Raw genomic sequence first — 18,626 nt, forward strand, 5'->3', positions numbered from 1 at the left:
GGGCCTCCATTGCCCCCCTCCGATCAAGACCCGCATTCACATGTCGAAGAAGTCACGCTCAAAACTCTGGTTTCTCGTACATAGCTGGCTGGCATTGCCCGTCTGGTTCTTTGTACTGATCGTCTGTTTCACCGGCACGCTGGCGGTGGTCAGCCAGGAAATCGTCTGGCTGGCCAACCCGGATATCCGGGCCAGCAAGCCCTCGGAGGATGCCGAACCGCTGAGCTTTGAACAGGTGATCGACGCCATCAAGCGCGAAGACCCCAAAGTGATCGTGCGGTCAATCAGTCGGCCCGACGAATCGCATTTCGCGTTGACCGTACGCCTCACCTACCCGGATGGGCGCGCAGTGGCGGCCTATGTCAGCCCTTACACTGGCGCCATCCAGGGCATCAGCCCCTCGTTCGACTTCCAGCAATTCACCCGCGCCCTCCATGGCTGGTGGCTAGTGCCATTCACCAATGGCTACAGCTGGGGCTGGTACCTGGTGTCGCTGTTGGGCCTGCCGATGCTGGCCTCGCTGGTTACCGGGTTGGTGGTGTACAAGCGTTTCTGGAAGGGTTTTCTCAAGCCAACCCTGCGCATTCGCCATGGCGCGCGGATTTTCTGGGGCGACTTCCACCGCCTGAGCGGTATCTGGTCGATCTGGTTTATCGCCGTGATCTCCATCACCGGCACTTGGTTCCTGATCCAGGCGATCCTGGGGGATAACCAGATTTCGATTTCCAGCGAGCCCGTCGTGCCGGTGGTTGCCCGGGAAAAAGTCCCCCTGTCGGCGCCTGGCGTACCGGCACCGATGATCGGTCTGGATGAGGCAATTGAAATTGCCACCCAACGCATTCCCGGGCTCGAGGCCAGTTTCGTGACCCTGCCCCTCAATGCCTACAGCCACCTGCAGATTGGCGGCCGGGGCTGGTACCCGCTGATGTTCCAAACGGCGCAGCTCAACCCGTATGACGGCGAAATCGCGGTCTCGCACATGCTCTCCGATCGCACCGCCCTGGAGTTCGTCACTGAGTCCATGCGTCCGCTGCACACCGGCGACTTCGGTGGCATCTGGATCAAACTGATCTGGGCGTTCTTCGGCCTGATCCTGAGCATGATGGTATTGAGTGGGCTGCTGATCTGGACCAAACGCACCGCCCTGGCCAGCCTCAATGCGCTCAAACGCAGCAACAAGGCACCCCGCGAACCCGCCCCCACCCCTGCCTTGCAGGCTGAAACCACGGAGGGCACCCGATGAGCAAGGTCGCCGCTGCTGCACCGCCTACGCCACTGCGGGCCTTTTGGCTCAAATGGCGGTTTCACATCAATATCCTGCTGTTGCTGATACCGCTGGGGTTCATGCCCAAGTACTTTGCCGATGCTGCACTGTTTCGCGGCGATACCGGCATCGGTGAACGGGTGGCCGGCCAAGTGCAGGTCGGCCCTTGGAGCCTGACCCTCGCCGAGTTTCGCAATGAAGGCCCAACCCCCGACCCGGCCGGCCCGATGAAATTCTTCAACGCCGCCCTGTGCGACACCTGCGCCGATCAGGTCAAGGCCACTTACCTGCGTATCGGCAAACCCCGCAGCCTGCGGGCCGCCGGGGTGATCTTCTTCGGCACGCCTTACCGCATGGGGGCTGCCCTGCCGGTGCCGGAGCGCACGCCTGCCGACGCCGAACTGTGGGTCACCATGGAAGGCTGGGACGGCACCATGCACCAGGGTTCCATCCCGCTGAGCCAGGCCTCGCCTGCCACTATTGCCTGGCTGAACAAGCAAGGAGTTAAACCATGACTTTGATGCGCCTGACTCGCGCCTGCGGCGCCCTGTTGATGTATGCCGGTTTCAGCACCGTCGCCCTGGCCCACAACCCGATGTGCGAATGCAAGGAAATCGCCGGCGAGCAAATCCAGTGCACCGGCGGTTTTTCCGACGGCAGCGGCGCTCCCGGCGTGACCCTGGACGTGATCGGCTACGACGAAACCATCCTGGTGCCCGGCAAGCTTGGCCAGGACTCGACCCTGACCTTCAAGAAGCCCGCCGCCGAGTTCTACGTGCTGTTCGATGCGGGCCCCGGCCACGTGGTGGAAATCGACCAAGCGGACATCCAGCCGCAATGAGTACCACACAGGTTGTACGCCCCGCAGGTGCCGGTCACGAAACCCTCTACGTCCTGCTGCTGTGCCTGATCATCCTCGCGGTGGCAGGCTCGGTAATTGCGCTGCACGGTGAGACCCAGGAGGTCGTCGCCGTGCCCAGCCATCAGTTGGACGCCCGCCGCGACCTCAGCGCCGCCGAGCAAGGTATCTACGCTGACCTGCGGGTGACCCTCGATGAGATCCAGTTGTTGCAACAGGAACACAGCACTCTGCCAACCCCCGAGCAACTGGCCGAAGAAGGCTTTGCGCCGTTCGCCCAGGACGCCAGCTCGGTGAGCCGTGGCAATCACCGCTGGCAGACCCTGGAACCTTCGGCCTATCTGGGTTTGAGCCAGGCCCCCAGCACCAGCGGTTCGCTGCTGATGCGGGTGCACGGCGCCGAACCCGATATTTGGCTCAACCGCAGCGCCAACCTGGCCGCCCCTTCCGACCTCTCCGACCAGGCGCTCATCGCAGCCGGCTGGCAACAGGTGGTCACGCAATTCGATGCCGGCGTGACCCGCCAGCACCGTCACTGAACGAGAAGACCGATTGCCCATGTCTATTTCATCGCCCCTGTCGCGCCTGTTAGTGGTTGGCCTGTTCAGCCTGATGCTCAGCCCCTTTGCACATGCCGAGGCAGCCAAACGCCTGCGTATCGGCATCACCCTGCACCCTTACTACAGCTACGTGACGAATATCGTCGGTGACAAAGCCGACGTCGTGCCGCTGATTCCCGCCGGTTTCAACCCCCACGCCTACGAGCCGCGCGCCGATGACATCAAGCGCATCGGCGGCCTGGACGTGATCGTACTCAACGGCGTCGGCCATGATGACTTTGCCGACCGCATGATCGCCACCAGCGAGCGCCCGGATATTCCGGTGATCGAAGCCAACGAAAATGTGCCACTGCTGGCCGCCACCGGTAACGCTGCGCGCGGTGCGGGCAAGGTGGTCAACCCGCACACCTTCCTGTCGATCAGCGCGTCGATTGCCCAGGTCAACAACATCGCCCGCGAACTGGGCAAGCTCGACCCGGACAATGCCAAGACTTACACCCAGAACGCTCGCGCCTACGGCAAGCGCCTGCGCCAGATGCGCGCCGACGCCCTGGCCAAGCTGACCAGCGCACCTAACCCGGACCTGCGCGTGGCCACCGTGCACGCGGCCTACGACTACCTGCTGCGCGAATTCGGCCTGGAAGTCACGGCCGTGGTCGAACCGGCCCACGGTATCGAGCCCAGCCCGAGCCAGTTGAAAAAGACCATCGACGAACTGCGCGCCCTGGATGTGAAGGTGATCTTCTCGGAGATGGATTTCCCGTCCACCTACGTCGAGACCATCCAGCGAGAATCCGGGGTCAAGTTGTACCCGCTGTCGCATATTTCCTACGGCGAATACAGCCCTGAGAAGTACGAAGTGGAAATGACCGGCAACCTCAACACCGTGGTCCGGGCGATTCAGGAGTCGGGGGCATGACGGCTGCAGAACAACTGAAAGTGGCCAGCATTGGCCCGACGATCGAGTTCGACAAAGTGTCCCTGACCCTGGGCCGCACAGCGATCCTTGAGGCTGTGAGTTTCCAGGTTGAGCCGGGCAGCATCCATGCGTTGGTCGGCCCCAACGGCGGCGGCAAAAGTTCGCTGATCAAGACCCTGCTGGGACAAACACCGCACCAGGGGCAACTGCGCCTGCAATGGCCGAGCAGCGTAGGCATCATCGGCTATGTGCCCCAGGCCTTGGAGTTTGACCGGGGCTTGCCAATGACCGTGGATGATTTCATGGCTGCGATGTGCCAGCGGCGCCCGGCGTTTCTCGGTTTGTCCAAACATTACGCCGGTGCCATTGGTGACGCGCTTGAGCGGGTTGGCATGCAGGACAAACGCAAGCGGCGCATGGGCGCGCTGTCGGGTGGTGAACGCCAGCGCGTGCTGCTGGCCCAGGGCCTGATCCCGGCACCGCAACTGCTGGTCTTGGATGAACCGATGTCGGCCCTCGACGAAGCCGGCATCCAGGTGTTCGAACGCCTGCTCAATGACTGGCGCCTGGCGGGAATTACCGTGCTGTGGATCGAACACGACCTGGAAGCCGTGGGCCGCCTGGCCGACCGTGTCACCGGCCTCAACCGCCGCGTGCTGTTCGACGCCACGCCAAAGGAGGCGCTGACCCCGGACCGCCTGCTGACCCTGTTCTCCACCCACCCTCGGAGCGCGGCGCAATGAGTTATGAAGCTTTTCGCTTGATGGTCCAGGGCTGGGCCTCTTCCGGTTATCTGCCGGAAGCGCTGGCCTATGGCTTTGTGGTCAACGCCCTGCTCGCCGGCCTGCTGATCGGCCCGGTGCTGGGCGGCCTGGGCACGTTGGTGGTGGTCAAGCGCTTTGCGTTTTTCTCCGAAGCGGTCGGCCATGCCGCACTGACCGGTGTGGCCGTGGGCATTCTGCTGGGCGAACCCTACACCGGGCCGTACGGCGCGCTGTTCGGCTACTGCCTGCTGTTCGGCATCCTACTCAATTACTTGCGCAACCGCACGGGACTGGCGCCGGATACCTTGATCGGTGTGTTCCTCTCGGTGTCCCTGGCACTGGGGGCGAGCCTGCTGCTGATCCTGGCGGGCAAGATCAACGTGCATATCCTGGAAAACGTGTTGTTCGGTTCGGTGCTGACGGTCAACGGCAATGACCTGCTGGTGCTGGCGATTGTCGGCACGCTGGTCATGGCCCTGGCCTTGCCGCTGTACAACCGCATCATGCTCGCCAGCTTCAACCCGCAGTTGGCGGCGGTGCGCGGTGTGGCGGTGAAGACCCTGGATTACCTGTTCGTGATCCTGGTGACGCTGATCACCGTCGCAGCGGTCAAGGTGATCGGCGCGATCCTGGTGGGCGCATTGCTGGTGATCCCAGCGGCGGCGGCACGCCTGTTGAGCCAGTCGCTCAAAGGGTTTTTCTGGGTGTCGGTGGCGATTGCCACCGTCAGCACCTTGTGCGGGATCCTGCTGCCTATCATCTTCGACCTGCCTATCCCATCCGGTGCCGCGATCATCCTGATGGCCGGTATCGCCTTCGCCCTCGCCGCCATTGCGCGCGGCATCGTGCCCAGCCTCAAAGGGAATCTTGGATAATGCGCCCTGTCTTTCGCCCACTGGCCTTGGCCATCGCTTGTTTGATCAGCACCTCGGCGCTGGCTGTGGATGGCTTCGAGCCCAAGGACTTCAAAGTCAACCAAGGCCTTGGCCATGCCGCCCTGACCAAAACCAAAAAACCGGTGAAAGTGCTGGCCTCGCTGCCGATCACGTATGGCCTGGCCGAAGTGCTGCTCAAAGGCAGCGATGTACAACTTGAACGCGCGGCACCGGCGAATCTGCCCGGCTCGCGGCAGGTGTCGTACTTCACTGGCCGTGGCGCACCAGCCCTCAGCAAGCTGGCCGTGGAGGCCGATGCCGCCATCGGCCTGCGCTCGCTGTGGGCGGATGACCCGCTGTACCCGGTGGCGCGACGCAGCAACATCCGCATCGTCGAAGTTGACGCGGCACGCCCGGTGGACGGGGGGTTGCCGGGCATCGCCGTGCAACCAGGCGTCACCGATGGTTTGAACAGCCAACCGTGGCAATCAAGCAACAACCTGGGGCGCATGGCCGATGTGCTGGCCGCCGACCTGAGCCGCCTGGCACCCAGCGCCAAGCCGAAGATCGACGCCAACCTCGCCGCGCTCAAACAGCGCCTGCTCAAGCTCACCGCCGACAGCGAGGCGCGGCTGGCCAAAGCGGATAACCTCACGGTGGTCAGCCTGAGCGATCACTTCGCCTACCTGGTCAGCAGCTTGAACCTGGAAGTGGTCGGCACCGATGCACGGCCCGATGCTGATTGGACGGCTGAGGATTTGCAAAAACTCAGCGCGCAGTTGAAGGACAACGATGTGGCCGTAGTGCTGCATCACCGCCAGCCGAGCGAAGCCGTGAAAGCGGCGGTAACCGCAGGCGGTTCGCAGTTGCTGGTGCTGAACGTCGACAGCGCGGACCCGGTAGCCGAGCTGGAAACCAATGTGGATCAGGTGATCAAGACGCTCACCCCGTGATACATCACACCACGTCCACACCCACGTGGATCGCATCATGCCGCCAGAATTCCAGGTCGCAGTCGATCAAGCGTTGATGCTGGTCATAGTTGACCCGGGCAATGCGCAAGCCCGGGCTGCCCGACGACACGCGCAACGCGGCGGCGGCCTCTACCGGCAATGATGTCGGCACAATCTCAAAGCGCACACGCCCGTAGTGCAAGTCGTACTTGCGGGCGTACAGCTCGGTCATCGACTGGTTCAGGTCGCAGTCCAGAATCCCCGGAAAGTACTGCGGGTTCAGGTAGTGCTCTACATACAACACCAAGCGCCCATCAATGCGCCGGCCCCGGCAGATCTGGATCACGCTGGACAATGCCGGCAGTTGCAACCACGCACACACCGCCGCCGACGCTGGTTGCAGCCGCGCCGAGATCACTTCGGTGGACGGCACTCGCCCCTGGTCACTGACCATCGCGTGAAAGTGGCTGCGCTGCATCAAGTTGTAAGCCAGCCGTGGCGGCGAGACAAACCAGCCACGGCGTTCTTCCCGGTAAATCTGCCCTTGGGCTTCCAGTTGTAACAAGGCTTCCCGCACGGTAATTCGAGTGGTACCAAACAACTCGCTGAGCTTGCGCTCGGCGGGCAGTTTGCTTGCAGGCGGCAACAGGCCGTGGTCGATCTGCTCTTGCAGCGCCAAGCCAATGGATGTCACCGCCTTGATTGCCTCATCACGCATCAATGTTACCTATCTGGACTAGACCAGCACTGTTCAGGTGCATAAACCGCTCCGTAAACGGGCTACTACTGCTGCTTGCCAGCCTAGGCATTGCAGATGACCGACAGATGACAGTCCATGTCGCCCGCTGCTAGCACACCCTGCAATACATCGGCCAAGTCCAACCATTACGGGCACTTGAGCATGGTCTACGCTCACTCTGCGATGTGCGACATCCGCGATTTAAAAACGACATCGACATGAAACTGTCATCCATCGAGCCTAGATTGGCTCAGGTATTGCTGACCTAGACCAACACCACCGCAATCGTTCATAAAAACGCAGCGTTGATAACGCCCAAAGGAGCTTCGGATGAAACAGCTTTTCCTGGCATCACTGTTAGGCTCGACCATTGCCATGTGCACCGCCGCCATGGCCGCTGATACCGATCTAAAAACCCTGGAAGCTGCCGCAAAGGCAGAAGGCGCTGTGAACAGCGTCGGCATGCCCGATGACTGGGCCAACTGGAAAGGCACCTGGGAAGACCTGGCCAAGACCTATGGCCTCAAGCACATTGACACCGACATGAGCTCGGCCCAGGAAATCGCCAAGTTCAAAGCCGAAAAAGACAACGCCAGCGCCGATATCGGCGACGTCGGCGCGGCATTCGGTCCGATTGCGGTGAAGCAGGAAGTGACCCAGCCTTACAAACCGTCCACCTGGGCCCAGGTGCCGGATTGGGCAAAAGACAAGGACGGTCACTGGGCATTGGCCTACACCGGCACTATCGCGTTTATCGTCAACAAGAAGCTGCTGCACGGCTCCGACGTGCCCACCAGCTGGGCTGACCTGCAAAAGGGCAAATACAAAGTCTCCATCGGTGACGTAAGCACCGCAGCCCAGGCAGCCAACGGTGTACTGGCCGCAGCCATCGCCAACAAGGGCGACGAGAAAAACATCGCCCCGGGCCTGCAGTTCTTCACCAAGATCGCCCAGCAAGGCCGTCTGTCGCTGTCCAACCCGACCATCGCCACCATGGAAAAAGGCGAAGTCGAAGTGGGCGTGGTCTGGGACTTCAACGGCTTGAGCTACAAAGCCAAGATGGCCAACCCGGATGACTACGTGGTGCTGATCCCATCGGATGGCTCGGTGAAATCCGGCTACACCACCATCATCAACAAATACGCCAAGCACCCGAACGCCGCCAAGCTGACCCGCGAATACATCTTCAGCGATGCCGGCCAACTCAACCTGGCCAAGGGTAATGCGCGTCCAATCCGCGCTGAAACCGACCTGAAACTGCCGGCCGATATCGCCAAGAACCTGATCCCGGGCGAGCAGTACACCAAGGCCAACCCGCAGCCGATCAAGGATGCCGACGCCTGGGAAGCGACTTCCAAGAAGCTGCCGCAGTTGTGGAACGAGCAGGTCATCGTAGAGATGAAGTAAGCGGGCCAATAGCCTGAAATGCAGTCAGTGTGGGAGCTGGCTTGCCTGCGATAGCGGTCTGGCATTGAGCATTTATGTCGACTGATACACCGCTATCGCAGGCAAGCCAGCTCCCACATGTTGATCCCGTTGCGCCAGAGAAATTGAGTCAAACCACCTGTTGCGGAGCTCCAGCCCCCATGAAGCACAATGTCATCCTTGTCGTGCTCGACGGCCTGAACTTCGAGGTTGCCCGACACGCCATGGGGCACTTGCAGGCCTATGTCGGCGCAGGACGCGCAGCCCTCTACAAACTGGAATGTGAACTGCCCGCCCTGTCCCGTCCGCTGTATGAATGCATCCTGACCGGCGTACCGCCGATCCAGAGCGGCATCGTGCACAACCATGTCTCGCGCCTGTCCAACCAGCGCAGCATTTTCCATTACGCCACCGACGCAGGCCTTACCACAGCGGCGGCGGCTTACCACTGGGTGAGCGAGTTGTATAACCGCACGCCCTTTCTCGCCGCGCGCGATCGTCATACCGACGACAAGACGCTGGCGATCCAGCACGGGCATTTCTACTGGAATGACCACTACCCCGATTCCCACCTGTTCGCCGACGCCGAAAGCCTGCGCCTCAAACACGCGCCGAACTTTTTGGTGGTGCACCCGATGAACATCGACGACGCCGGCCACAAGCACGGCCTCGACACCCCGCAGTACCGCAACAGTGCACGCTCGGCCGACATCATCCTGGCCGACTACCTGCAAGGCTGGCTCGACGCGGGCTACCAGGTGCTGGTGACCGCCGATCACGGCATGAATAACGACCGCTCCCACAACGGGCTGCTACCGGAAGAGCGCGAAGTCCCGCTGTTCGTCCTGGGCGATGCCTTCAGCCTGGATGCCAAGGCCACCCCCAAACAGACCGAGCTGTGCGGCACCGTCTGTGAACTGCTGGGCGTGCCCCACGACAAACCTGTATGCCGGGAGCTGTTGAAATGACCCGTGGTAGATGGCTGGCGCTGCTGTGTCTGGTGCCGTTTGCGTTGTTCTTTATCGTGTTCGAAATTGCCCCGCTGGTGTGGGTGCTGATCAACAGCCTGCAAACCGAAGAAGCCGGCTGGGGCCTGGAAAACTTCACGCGTATCTTCAGCTCGAAGTTCTACCTGCAAGCCATCCAGTTCAGCCTGGAGATCAGCTTCTACTCCAGCGTCTTCGGCATCATCATCGCCACGCTGGGCAGCTACTCCCTGCGCAGGGTGGATTCGCGACTGCGCAATTTCGTCACCGCGTTTGCCAACATGACCAGCAACTTTTCCGGCGTGCCCCTGGCGTTCGCGTTCATCATCCTGCTGGGATTCAACGGCAGCATCACCCTGATGCTCAAGCAGGCGGGGGTCATCCAGGACTTCAACCTGTACTCCAAAACCGGGCTGATCATCCTCTATACCTATTTCCAGATTCCCCTCGGCGTGCTGCTGCTCTACCCCGCCTTTGACGCGCTGCGCGAGGACTGGCGCGAGTCGGCCGCCTTGCTCGGCGCCAACGGCTGGCAGTTCTGGCGGCATATCGGCTTGCCGGTGCTCACGCCAGCGCTGCTGGGTACCTTCGTGATCCTGCTGGCCAACGCATTGGGCGCCTACGCCACGGTGTATGCACTGACTACCGGCAACTTCAACGTGCTGCCGATCCGCATCGCGGGCCTGGTCTCCGGCGATGTGTCACTCGACCCGAACATGGCCAGCGCCCTGGCCGTGGTGCTGGTGGCACTGATGACGGTGGTCACTGTGGTCCATCAACTGCTGCTCAAGAGGAGCTACCATGTCTCGCGCTGAAGCCGGCCCGGCCTCGCTCTACCATCGGGTAGTGGTGTGGGTGTTGTTTGCGATCCTGGTACTGCCTTTGGTGGGCACCTTTGTCTACTCGATTGCCAGCAGTTGGTCGGCGACCATCCTGCCCGCAGGTTTTACCGTGAAGTGGTACGTGCAGTTGTGGAGCGACCCGCGCTTCTTGATGGCCTTCGGGCAGTCGTTGCTGGTGTGTGTGGGCGCGTTGATCCTGTCGGTGGTGCTGATCTTGCCGCTGTTGTTCGTGGTGCATTACCACTTCCCCAAGCTCGATGCGCTGATGAACATCCTGATCCTGCTGCCCTTTGCGGTGCCGCCGGTGGTGTCTTCGGTAGGCCTGCTGCAGCTCTACGGCTCCGGGCCGATGGCGATGGTGGGCACGCCGTGGATTCTGATCGGTTGCTACTTCACCGTGGCGCTGCCGTTCATGTACCGGGCGATCACCAACAACCTGCAAGCCATCAACCTGCGCGACCTGATGGACGCCTCCCAACTGCTCGGCGCCAGCACCTGGCAGGCGGCGATCCTGGTGGTGCTGCCAAACCTGCGCAAAGGCCTGATGGTTGCGCTGCTGCTGTCGTTCTCGTTCCTGTTCGGTGAATTCGTCTTTGCCAATATCCTCGTGGGCACCCGCTACGAAACCCTGCAGGTGTACCTCAACAACATGCGTAACAGCAGTGGCCACTTCACCAGTGCCGTCGTGATTTCCTACTTCTTATTTGTGCTGGTGCTGACCTGGGCCGCCAATATCTTGAACAAGGACAAAAGCCAATGAGCTTCGTCAGCGTCCAACACCTGCAAAAAGGCTACGCCGGCACCCCGGTGTTCAGCGATATCAACTGCGAGATCGCCAAAGGCGAGTTCGTCACCCTGCTCGGCCCCTCCGGCTGCGGCAAGTCGACCTTGCTGCGCTGTATCGCCGGGCTCACCTCGGTGGACAGTGGGAAAATTCTGCTGGATGGCCAAGACATCGTCCCACTGAGCCCGCAGAAACGTAACATCGGTATGGTGTTCCAGAGCTACGCCCTGTTCCCCAACATGACCGTGGAACAGAACGTCGCGTTCGGCCTGCGCATGCAGAAGGTCAACGGCGACGACAGCCACAAGCGTGTGCAGGAAGTGCTGCAACTGGTGGAACTCAAGGACCTGGCCAGCCGTTACCCGCACCAGATGTCCGGCGGCCAATGCCAGCGCGTAGCCCTCGCCCGCTCCCTGGTCACCCGCCCACGCCTGCTGTTGCTGGATGAACCGTTGTCGGCGCTGGATGCGCGGATTCGCAAACACCTGCGCGAACAGATCCGCCAGATCCAGCGCGAACTGGGGCTGACCACGATCTTCGTGACCCATGACCAGGAAGAAGCCCTGACCATGTCCGACCGCATCTTCCTGATGAACCAGGGCAAGATCGTGCAGAGCGGCGACGCCGAGACCCTCTACACCGCGCCGGTGGACGTGTTTGCCGCCGGTTTTATCGGCAACTACAACCTGCTGGACGCCGACAAGGCCACTCAACTGCTGCAACGCCCGATCAGCAGCCGCATCGCCATTCGCCCAGAAGCCATTGAGTTGAGCCGCCACGGTGAACTGGACGCCCTGGTGCGCAGCCACAGCTTGCTGGGCAACGTGATTCGCTACCGCATCGAAGCGCGCGGCGTGGAGTTGGTGGTGGACGTGCTCAACCGCTCGGCCGACGATCTGTACCCGGAGGGGCAACGCCTGGCACTTTCCATCGACCCAAGCGCCCTGTGTGAAGTAGCCTGATGCAACGTTTTATTGAGAGAGCATGACCGATGGCATTGGTAATTTTTGATTTGGACGACACCCTGATCCACGGCGACTGCGCCACCTTGTGGAGCGAGCAGATGGGCCGCCTGGGCTGGGTCGACGCTGAGTCGTTCATGCGCAAGAACCATGAACTGATGCACGCCTACAGCCAGGGCCAACTGAAGATGGAAGACTTCATGGACTTCAGCCTGGAACCGATGATTGGCCGTACACCGGCGGAAATCGAACACCTGGTGGAGCCGTGGGTCGAGGATGTGATCGAGCCGTTGATCTACAGCGACGCCACCAAGACCATCGCGCGTCACCGGGCCAATGGCGACCGGATCCTGGTGATCTCGGCGTCCGGCACGCATTTGGTCAAGCCGATTGCGGCACGCATCGGTATTGATGAAGTGTTGGGGATCGAGCTGGAAGTCAGCCATGGCGTGTACAGCGGGCGTACCGTCGGCGTACTGACCTACCGCGAAGGCAAGATCACGCGCCTGCTGGAGTGGTTGGAGCAGGAAGGCGAGACGTTGGAGGGGGCGTACTTCTATTCGGATTCGCGTAATGATCTGCCGTTGCTGAGCAAGGTGGAATTCCCGCAGGTGGTAAACCCGGACCCAGTGCTGCGGGCGCATGCCGAACAGGCGGGATGGCCGATTCACCAGTGGGCCTGATTGCACACTACTGACCTGAAAACCCAATCAACTGTGGGAGCTGGCTTGCCTGCGATAGCGGTGTGTCAGATGAAGAATTCTTCACTGATACACCGCTATCGCAGGCAAGCCAGCTCCCACAGTTAGATCGTATTTCAAGCTGAAATCAGGTCAGGCTTTCGTCGATCACCAAAACAAGCTTCCCGGAAATTTGATTGGTCGCCAGCTCGGCAAACGCCGCCTCGGCATCCTTGATCGCAAAGGTCTTGGCCAATTGCGGGCTCAGCCGCCCCTCAACAAACAACGGCCATACGTGCTGGCTCAGATCGCTGAACAGGTCGGCCTTGAACTGATCACTGCGACTGCGCAGGGTCGAGCCCAGCAGCTGCACACGCTTGCCGAGCACTTGAGCCAGGTCCAGCTTGGCTTCACGCCCTCCCATCAAGCCAATCAACACCCAACGACCATCCAGGGCCAGCAGTTTGAGGTCCAGGGCCGCATAGTCACCGCCCACCGGGTCGAGAATCACATCGAACGGCCCAAAGTCCCGCAGTGCCTCGATGCCGTCGGTACGTACCACGCCGCCCTGGGCGCCCAAGTCTTCGCAGTACGCCAGGCGCTCCGCCGAGCCCACGCTGACCCAGCAGGGGCTGCCAAACGCCTTGCACAGCTGGATTGCGGCCGAACCCACGCCACTGGCGCCGGCATGCAGCAACACTTTCTCACCGGGTTTGAGGCCCGCCAACTGGAACAGATTCAGCCACGCCGTGCTGTACACCTCAGGCAGCGCCGCCGCTTCGATCAGCGACAAGCCTTCGGGTACCGGCAGCACATGGCGCGCATCCACCACCACTTCTTCGGCCATACCGCCGCCGGCCAGCAGCGCGCAAACACGGTCGCCCACTTGCCACGATGAGCCTGGCCCGACCTCGCTGATCACCCCGGAACACTCCAGGCCCAGCACATGGCTGGCGCCCGGTGGCGGCGGATAAAGGCCCGCTCGCTGCAATAAATCGGCCCGATTGAGGCCCGCCGCCGCCACACGAATACGAACTTGGCCTACATCGCATGTAGGACTTGCTTCATCCAACCACTCCACATGACCTTCAACGCCTTGCAATGCTTTCACAGTGCCTCCATAGTGAGTCTGGACTGAGCCCGTAGCTGTATCGCCGGGTTTTTTGCATTATGCGACCGGACCATATGGAACCGGCTCCCTCAAAGACGGCCTAATATGCGTTATCAATTGCCCCCGCGTCGAATCAGCATGAAGCATTTGTTCCCCAGCACCGCCCTCGCTTTTTTCATTGGTCTCGGCTTCGCGTCGATGTCGACCAATACGTTCGCAGCCAACAGCTGGGACAACCTTCAGCCGGATCGCGATGAGGTGATTGCCAGCCTTAACGTCGTCGAGTTGCTCAAGCGCCATCACTACAGCAAGCCGCCGCTGGACGACGCGCGCTCGGTGATCATCTACGACAGCTACCTCAAGCTGCTGGACCCATCGCGCAGCTACTTCCTGGCCAGCGATATCGCTGAGTTCGACAAGTGGAAGACTCAGTTCGACGACTTCCTCAAGAGCGGCGACCTGCAGCCCGGCTTCACCATCTACAAGCGTTACCTGGACCGCGTCAAAGCGCGTCTGGACTTCGCGTTGGCTGAGCTGAACAAGGGCGTCGACAAGTTCGACTTCACCGAGAAGGAAACCCTTCTGGTGGACCGCAAGGACGCGCCTTGGCTGACCAGCACCGCCGCGCTCGACGACCTGTGGCGCAAACGCGTCAAGGACGAAGTGCTGCGCTTGAAGATCGCCGGCAAAGAGCCCAAGGCCATTCAGGAACTGCTGACCAAGCGCTACAAGAATCAGTTGGCGCGCTTGGACCAGACCCGTGCCGAAGATATCTTCCAGGCCTACATCAATACTTTCGCGATGTCCTACGACCCGCACACCAATTATCTGTCGCCAGATAACGCGGAAAACTTCGACATCAACATGAGCCTGTCGCTGGAAGGCATCGGTGCGGTCCTGCAAAGCGACAACGACCAGGTCAAGATCGTGCGCCTGGTACCAGCAGGCCCGGCAGACAAGACCAAGCAAGTCGCTCCGGCTGACAAGATCATCGGTGTAGCCCAGGCCGACAAAGAGATGGTCGATGTGGTCGGCTGGCGCCTGGACGAAGTGGTCAAGCTGATCCGTGGGCCGAAAGGCAGCGTGGTGCGCCTGGAAGTGATTCCGCACACCAATGCGCCTAACGACCAGACCAGCAAGATCGTGTCCATCACCCGTGAAGCAGTGAAGCTCGAAGACCAGGCCGTGCAGAAGAAAGTCCTCAACCTCAAGCAGGATGGCAAGGACTACAAGCTGGGCGTCATTGAGATCCCGGCCTTCTACCTGGACTTCAAGGCGTTCCGCGCTGGCGACCCGGACTACAAGTCCACTACCCGTGACGTCAAGAAGATCCTGACAGAGCTGCAGAAGGAAAAAGTCGACGGCGTGGTCATTGACCTGCGCAACAACGGCGGCGGTTCCCTGCAGGAAGCCACCGAGCTGACCAGCCTGTTTATCGACAAGGGCCCGACCGTGTTGGTACGCAACGCTGACGGCCGTGTCGACGTGCTGGAAGACGAGAACCCAGGCGCCTTCTACAAAGGCCCGATGGCGTTGCTGGTCAACCGCCTCTCGGCGTCCGCTTCGGAGATTTTCGCCGGCGCGATGCAGGACTATCACCGTGCGCTGATCATAGGAGGCCAGACCTTCGGCAAAGGCACCGTGCAGACCATTCAGCCGCTGAACCATGGCGAGCTGAAACTGACGCTGGCCAAGTTCTACCGGGTTTCCGGGCAGAGCACCCAGCACCAGGGCGTACTGCCGGATATCGATTTCCCGTCGATCATCGACACCAAGGAAATCGGCGAAAGCGCCCTGCCGGAAGCCATGCCGTGGGACACCATCCGCCCTGCGATCAAGCCGGCGTCGGACCCGTTCAAGCCGTTCCTGGCGCAGTTGAAAGCTGACCATGACACTCGCTCCGCCAAGGATGCCGAGTTCGTGTTCATCCGCGACAAGCTGGCCCTGGCCAAGAAGCTGATGGAAGAAAAATCCGTGAGCCTCAATGAAGTGGACCGCCGCAAGCAGCACGCCGACATCGAGAATCAGCAGCTGGTGCTGGAGAACACCCGCCGCAAGGCCAAGGGTGAAGACCCGCTCAAAGAGCTGAAGAAAGAAGATGAAGATGCGCTGCCGACCGAAGCAGACAAAACCAAGCCGGAAGACGACGCCTACCTGGCGGAGACGGGCCGGATTCTGCTGGACTACCTGAAGATCAGCAAACAGGTGGCCAAGCAGTAAATGATGGCGAATTAATGTGATCGCTCCTTGGAGTGTCATCATATAGACATCATTCTGTCGTGAAATGAAGGACCGCAGGCTCACCGCCTGCGGTCCTTTTTTTTCGATCGAGATCGCCATGACCATGACCGAACAGCTGAATGCATTGGGCTCTATCCTGGCTCAAGGCAGTTTGCACAGCTTGTTCCAACCGATCATCTGCCTGTCCGAACGGCGCATTCTCGGCTATGAAGCCCTAAGCCGTGGTCCGTCCAACAGCCCGTTGCACTCCCCCGTCGCCTTGTTCTCGGTGGCCGGCCAGGCGGGACGCCTCAGTGAACTGGAAATGGCCTGTCGCGAAAGCGCCTGCCGACGTTTCAGCGAGCAAAAGCTGCCGGGCAAACTGTTCCTGAACGTCTCGCCGGAATCCCTGATGGAAACCGCCCATCAACCGGGACGCACCCTGCAATTGCTGCATGACTACGGCATTCCTCCAAGCCAGGTAGTGATCGAACTCACTGAACAAACCCCCACCGACGATTTCGACCTGCTGCAAACCGCACTGCACCACTACCGCAACATGGGCTTCTCAATCGCCCTGGACGACTTGGGCGCCGGCTATTCCAGCCTACGCTTGTGGTCAGAACTGCGGCCGGACTACGTGAAGATCGACCGGCACTTTATCGACGGCATCCATCAGGACGCACTCAAGCGCGAGTTTGTCGGCTCGATCCTGCAAATCGCCAAGGCGTCACGCGCGCAGGTGATCGCCGAAGGCATCGAACTGCCCGAAGAGTTGGCGGTGCTTACCGAAATGGGGGTGGACCTGGTCCAGGGCTATTTGCTCTGTCGTCCACAAGAACATCCGCCGCAGGAAGTGCGCCAGATGCTGCCCAAGCCCGACAGCGCCAACGTAGCCCTGAGTGATGAAGGCAGCGACCTGAGCGCCCTGCTCAACGAGCAACCGGCGATGGACCAAGACACCGCCACCGCCCAGGTGCTCGAGGCGTTCCGCCGCCAGGCCAACCTCAACTCCTTGGCGGTGCTGGATGGCCGTGGCCAACCGGTCGGCATCGTGCACCGGCATTCGCTGTCGGACGCGCTGCTCAAACCGTTCGCCACCGACCTGTTTGCGCGAAAACCCATCAGCCGCTTGATGAGCACCGACTTCCTGGCGGTGGAACTGAGCCAATCGCTGCAACAGGTCAGCCGGCTGCTCACCAGCCGTGCGCGGCAACGCATCGAAGAAGATTTCATCATCACGCTAAACGGTGATTACTTGGGCCTCGGCCGGGTGATCGATGTGCTCAAGCTGATCACCGAACTGAAGATCCAGCAGGCGCGCTACGCCAACCCACTGACCCTGCTGCCAGGCAACGTGCCGATCCAGCAATGCCTCACGCGATTGCTGCAACAGCAACGCGAGTCGGTGATTTGCTACGTGGATATCGACAGCTTCAAGCCATTCAACGATATCTACGGTTATGGGCGCGGGGATGAGGTGTTGCTGTGCCTGGCACAGTGCCTGAACGACCGGGTAGACCCCAGCCGCGACTTTGTCGGGCATATCGGCGGAGATGATTTCTTACTGGTGCTGGGCCCGCAGGATTGGCGCAAGCGACTCAACCAGTTGCTGGATGACTTCCATACCCAATGCAGGCGCTTCTACCGCGCCGAACACCTCGAGGCCGGATGCTTCGTGGCATTGAACCGCCAGGGCGTGCGCCAGGAATTCGCGCTGCTGTCACTGTCTATCGGCGTGGTGCATTTATATCCACAGGCCTGTGGACAACTCGATGCCAGCCAATTGGCAGAATTGGCGTCGCAGGCCAAGCATCATGCCAAGGACATGGCCGGCTACAGCATCCATGTGATCGACAGCATGGACGCGCTGCCCCAGGCACTTTAGGCCTCGGCAGACTCCGGGTACTCGTATTCAAACACCCGCACCACCTCGGAGGCGTGCCAGGACGCGGCGGCCACGCCATCGGACGGTCCGCTGAAACGCCCAAGGCGCTCCACACACTCAAAGAAACCGGTACGCGGCAAGCGGCTGGCGCCTTGGCTGATCACCAAGGAGCTGCGCAGCGGCTGCTCGGCCTTGGCGTCCAGCGCTGCCAGGTGTTCCAGGGCGGCAGCCAGGGTTTGCATGGCGGGCGTGGGGAACTGCAGGCGCTCCAGCAGCGCGCGGTAGGTCAGCAGATGGCGCTGGCGGCGCGCCTGGTCCAGTTCGTTGAGTAACCCGTCCCAGTGTTGACGGCTAATACGTAGGCTCAAGATTCATCCCTCCAACCTGCAACGCCCAATTCCCAGGCCAAGCTGCGGCGGATCGCGGCATCCGGCTGGCGTTCACCACTTTCGATCAATGCGAGGTACGAAGGGCTGATGCCCACCGTGCGGGCCAGGGCTTCAATGGCCAGGCCTTTGGCTTCGCGCAAACCACGCAGGTCCGCCAGCGGGCGCAGGTCCTGTGGCGGTGCGGCTTGGGCGGTAGAAGAAGGTGCTTGAGTCGGTGGTTGCTGACCGGCAGCTTTTAGCAGCGCCTGGTACTGATCCCATGGCAACACCGCGTATTCGGGCTCGCCGTTCCGTGAAATTATCTGAATATCCATGACTGCCCCGTAGGATAACAACACTTACTAAGTAAGCTCTTTCCTTAGGAGTGTAATCCTAACAGCCACAAAGGTCGCAGGGGGATATCCGC

At 61.0% G+C, this 18,626-nt stretch carries 20 protein-coding genes; 16 read left to right on the top strand and 4 right to left on the bottom strand.

Translation table 11 applies throughout. The features are described 5' to 3' along the window. Positions 1 to 40: 40 nt before the first annotated feature. The 8 genes from CFE47_RS21875 to CFE47_RS21910 are packed head-to-tail and all read left to right on the top strand — an operon-like array spanning position 41 to position 6,194. Complete coding sequence (locus tag CFE47_RS21875) at positions 41 to 1,243, top strand: PepSY-associated TM helix domain-containing protein (RefSeq protein ID WP_286840408.1); 1,203 nt, start codon at positions 41 to 43, stop codon at positions 1,241 to 1,243. Beyond that, positions 1,240 to 1,779: a PA2404 family protein gene (locus CFE47_RS21880; protein WP_286840409.1), complete on the top strand. Its 540-nt coding sequence runs from the start codon at positions 1,240 to 1,242 to the stop codon at positions 1,777 to 1,779. Before CFE47_RS21875 ends, CFE47_RS21880 begins: the two co-directional genes overlap by 4 nt. Further along, on the top strand, positions 1,776 to 2,105 hold the full coding sequence (locus CFE47_RS21885) for a hypothetical protein (protein WP_286840411.1): 330 nt from the start codon (positions 1,776 to 1,778) through the stop codon (positions 2,103 to 2,105). The genes CFE47_RS21880 and CFE47_RS21885 overlap by 4 nt, the downstream gene beginning before the upstream one ends. Continuing rightward, a complete protein-coding gene (locus tag CFE47_RS21890) occupies positions 2,102 to 2,662 on the top strand; it encodes a DUF6162 family protein (RefSeq protein WP_286840413.1) in 561 nt (186 codons plus the stop codon). Before CFE47_RS21885 ends, CFE47_RS21890 begins: the two co-directional genes overlap by 4 nt. 19 nt (positions 2,663 to 2,681) lie before the next feature. Continuing rightward, positions 2,682 to 3,602: a metal ABC transporter substrate-binding protein gene (locus tag CFE47_RS21895; protein WP_286840415.1), complete on the top strand. Its 921-nt coding sequence runs from the start codon at positions 2,682 to 2,684 to the stop codon at positions 3,600 to 3,602. Continuing rightward, a complete protein-coding gene (locus tag CFE47_RS21900; protein WP_286840417.1) occupies positions 3,599 to 4,345 on the top strand; it encodes a metal ABC transporter ATP-binding protein in 747 nt (248 codons plus the stop codon). The genes CFE47_RS21895 and CFE47_RS21900 overlap by 4 nt, the downstream gene beginning before the upstream one ends. Continuing rightward, on the top strand, positions 4,342 to 5,241 hold the full coding sequence (locus CFE47_RS21905; protein ID WP_286840419.1) for a metal ABC transporter permease: 900 nt from the start codon (positions 4,342 to 4,344) through the stop codon (positions 5,239 to 5,241). The genes CFE47_RS21900 and CFE47_RS21905 overlap by 4 nt, the downstream gene beginning before the upstream one ends. Further along, positions 5,241 to 6,194, top strand: a complete 954-nt coding sequence (locus CFE47_RS21910) for a metal ABC transporter substrate-binding protein (protein ID WP_286840420.1) — start codon at positions 5,241 to 5,243, stop codon at positions 6,192 to 6,194. The genes CFE47_RS21905 and CFE47_RS21910 overlap by 1 nt, the downstream gene beginning before the upstream one ends. Positions 6,195 to 6,198: 4 nt before the next feature. On the opposite strand, the gene CFE47_RS21915 is transcribed toward CFE47_RS21910, so the two are convergent. Further along, positions 6,199 to 6,912 (bottom strand): UTRA domain-containing protein, encoded by a 714-nt coding sequence (locus CFE47_RS21915; RefSeq protein ID WP_185710617.1) that lies wholly within the window; start codon positions 6,910 to 6,912, stop codon positions 6,199 to 6,201. Between the two features lie 351 nt (positions 6,913 to 7,263). On the opposite strand from CFE47_RS21915, the gene CFE47_RS21920 reads away from it, so the two are divergent. The 6 genes from CFE47_RS21920 (at position 7,264) to CFE47_RS21945 (ending at position 12,615) form a co-directional block, all read left to right on the top strand. Beyond that, positions 7,264 to 8,340 (top strand): ABC transporter substrate-binding protein, encoded by a 1,077-nt coding sequence (locus CFE47_RS21920; RefSeq protein ID WP_185710616.1) that lies wholly within the window; start codon positions 7,264 to 7,266, stop codon positions 8,338 to 8,340. A 179-nt stretch (positions 8,341 to 8,519) separates the two neighbouring features. Next, positions 8,520 to 9,326: an alkaline phosphatase family protein gene (locus tag CFE47_RS21925; RefSeq protein ID WP_286840423.1), complete on the top strand. Its 807-nt coding sequence runs from the start codon at positions 8,520 to 8,522 to the stop codon at positions 9,324 to 9,326. After that, entirely contained in the window at positions 9,323 to 10,159 is an 837-nt protein-coding gene (locus CFE47_RS21930) for an ABC transporter permease (protein ID WP_502695496.1), read from the top strand. Before CFE47_RS21925 ends, CFE47_RS21930 begins: the two co-directional genes overlap by 4 nt. Further along, the gene (locus tag CFE47_RS21935) at positions 10,146 to 10,946 is read left to right on the top strand and encodes an ABC transporter permease (protein ID WP_286840426.1); all 801 of its coding nucleotides are present in this window, start codon (positions 10,146 to 10,148) and stop codon (positions 10,944 to 10,946) included. The genes CFE47_RS21930 and CFE47_RS21935 overlap by 14 nt, the downstream gene beginning before the upstream one ends. Next, positions 10,943 to 11,932: an ABC transporter ATP-binding protein gene (locus CFE47_RS21940; protein WP_286840428.1), complete on the top strand. Its 990-nt coding sequence runs from the start codon at positions 10,943 to 10,945 to the stop codon at positions 11,930 to 11,932. The genes CFE47_RS21935 and CFE47_RS21940 overlap by 4 nt, the downstream gene beginning before the upstream one ends. 29 nt (positions 11,933 to 11,961) lie before the next feature. Then, positions 11,962 to 12,615, top strand: a complete 654-nt coding sequence (locus CFE47_RS21945) for an HAD family hydrolase (protein WP_286840430.1) — start codon at positions 11,962 to 11,964, stop codon at positions 12,613 to 12,615. A gap of 145 nt (positions 12,616 to 12,760) precedes the next feature. Here the strand turns inward: CFE47_RS21945 and CFE47_RS21950 are convergent, their stop codons facing one another. Continuing rightward, positions 12,761 to 13,723 (bottom strand): zinc-binding dehydrogenase, encoded by a 963-nt coding sequence (locus tag CFE47_RS21950; protein ID WP_286840431.1) that lies wholly within the window; start codon positions 13,721 to 13,723, stop codon positions 12,761 to 12,763. A gap of 138 nt (positions 13,724 to 13,861) precedes the next feature. On the opposite strand from CFE47_RS21950, the gene CFE47_RS21955 reads away from it, so the two are divergent. Beyond that, complete coding sequence (locus CFE47_RS21955; protein WP_286840433.1) at positions 13,862 to 15,943, top strand: carboxy terminal-processing peptidase; 2,082 nt, start codon at positions 13,862 to 13,864, stop codon at positions 15,941 to 15,943. Positions 15,944 to 16,061: 118 nt separating this feature from the next. After that, on the top strand, positions 16,062 to 17,831 hold the full coding sequence (locus CFE47_RS21960) for a bifunctional diguanylate cyclase/phosphodiesterase (RefSeq protein WP_286840434.1): 1,770 nt from the start codon (positions 16,062 to 16,064) through the stop codon (positions 17,829 to 17,831). On the opposite strand, the gene CFE47_RS21965 is transcribed toward CFE47_RS21960, so the two are convergent. Both CFE47_RS21965 and CFE47_RS21970 read right to left on the bottom strand, forming a co-directional pair. Further along, a complete protein-coding gene (locus tag CFE47_RS21965; protein ID WP_005786715.1) occupies positions 17,828 to 18,199 on the bottom strand; it encodes a hypothetical protein in 372 nt (123 codons plus the stop codon). The genes CFE47_RS21960 and CFE47_RS21965 overlap by 4 nt on opposite strands. After that, the gene (locus CFE47_RS21970) at positions 18,196 to 18,534 is read right to left on the bottom strand and encodes a helix-turn-helix domain-containing protein (protein WP_286840436.1); all 339 of its coding nucleotides are present in this window, start codon (positions 18,532 to 18,534) and stop codon (positions 18,196 to 18,198) included. The genes CFE47_RS21965 and CFE47_RS21970 overlap by 4 nt, the downstream gene beginning before the upstream one ends. Positions 18,535 to 18,626 lie beyond the last annotated feature (92 nt).

This window comes from Pseudomonas sp. PGPPP1 (assembly GCF_002255865.1).
GTDB classification, from domain to species: domain Bacteria; phylum Pseudomonadota; class Gammaproteobacteria; order Pseudomonadales; family Pseudomonadaceae; genus Aquipseudomonas; species Aquipseudomonas cremoris.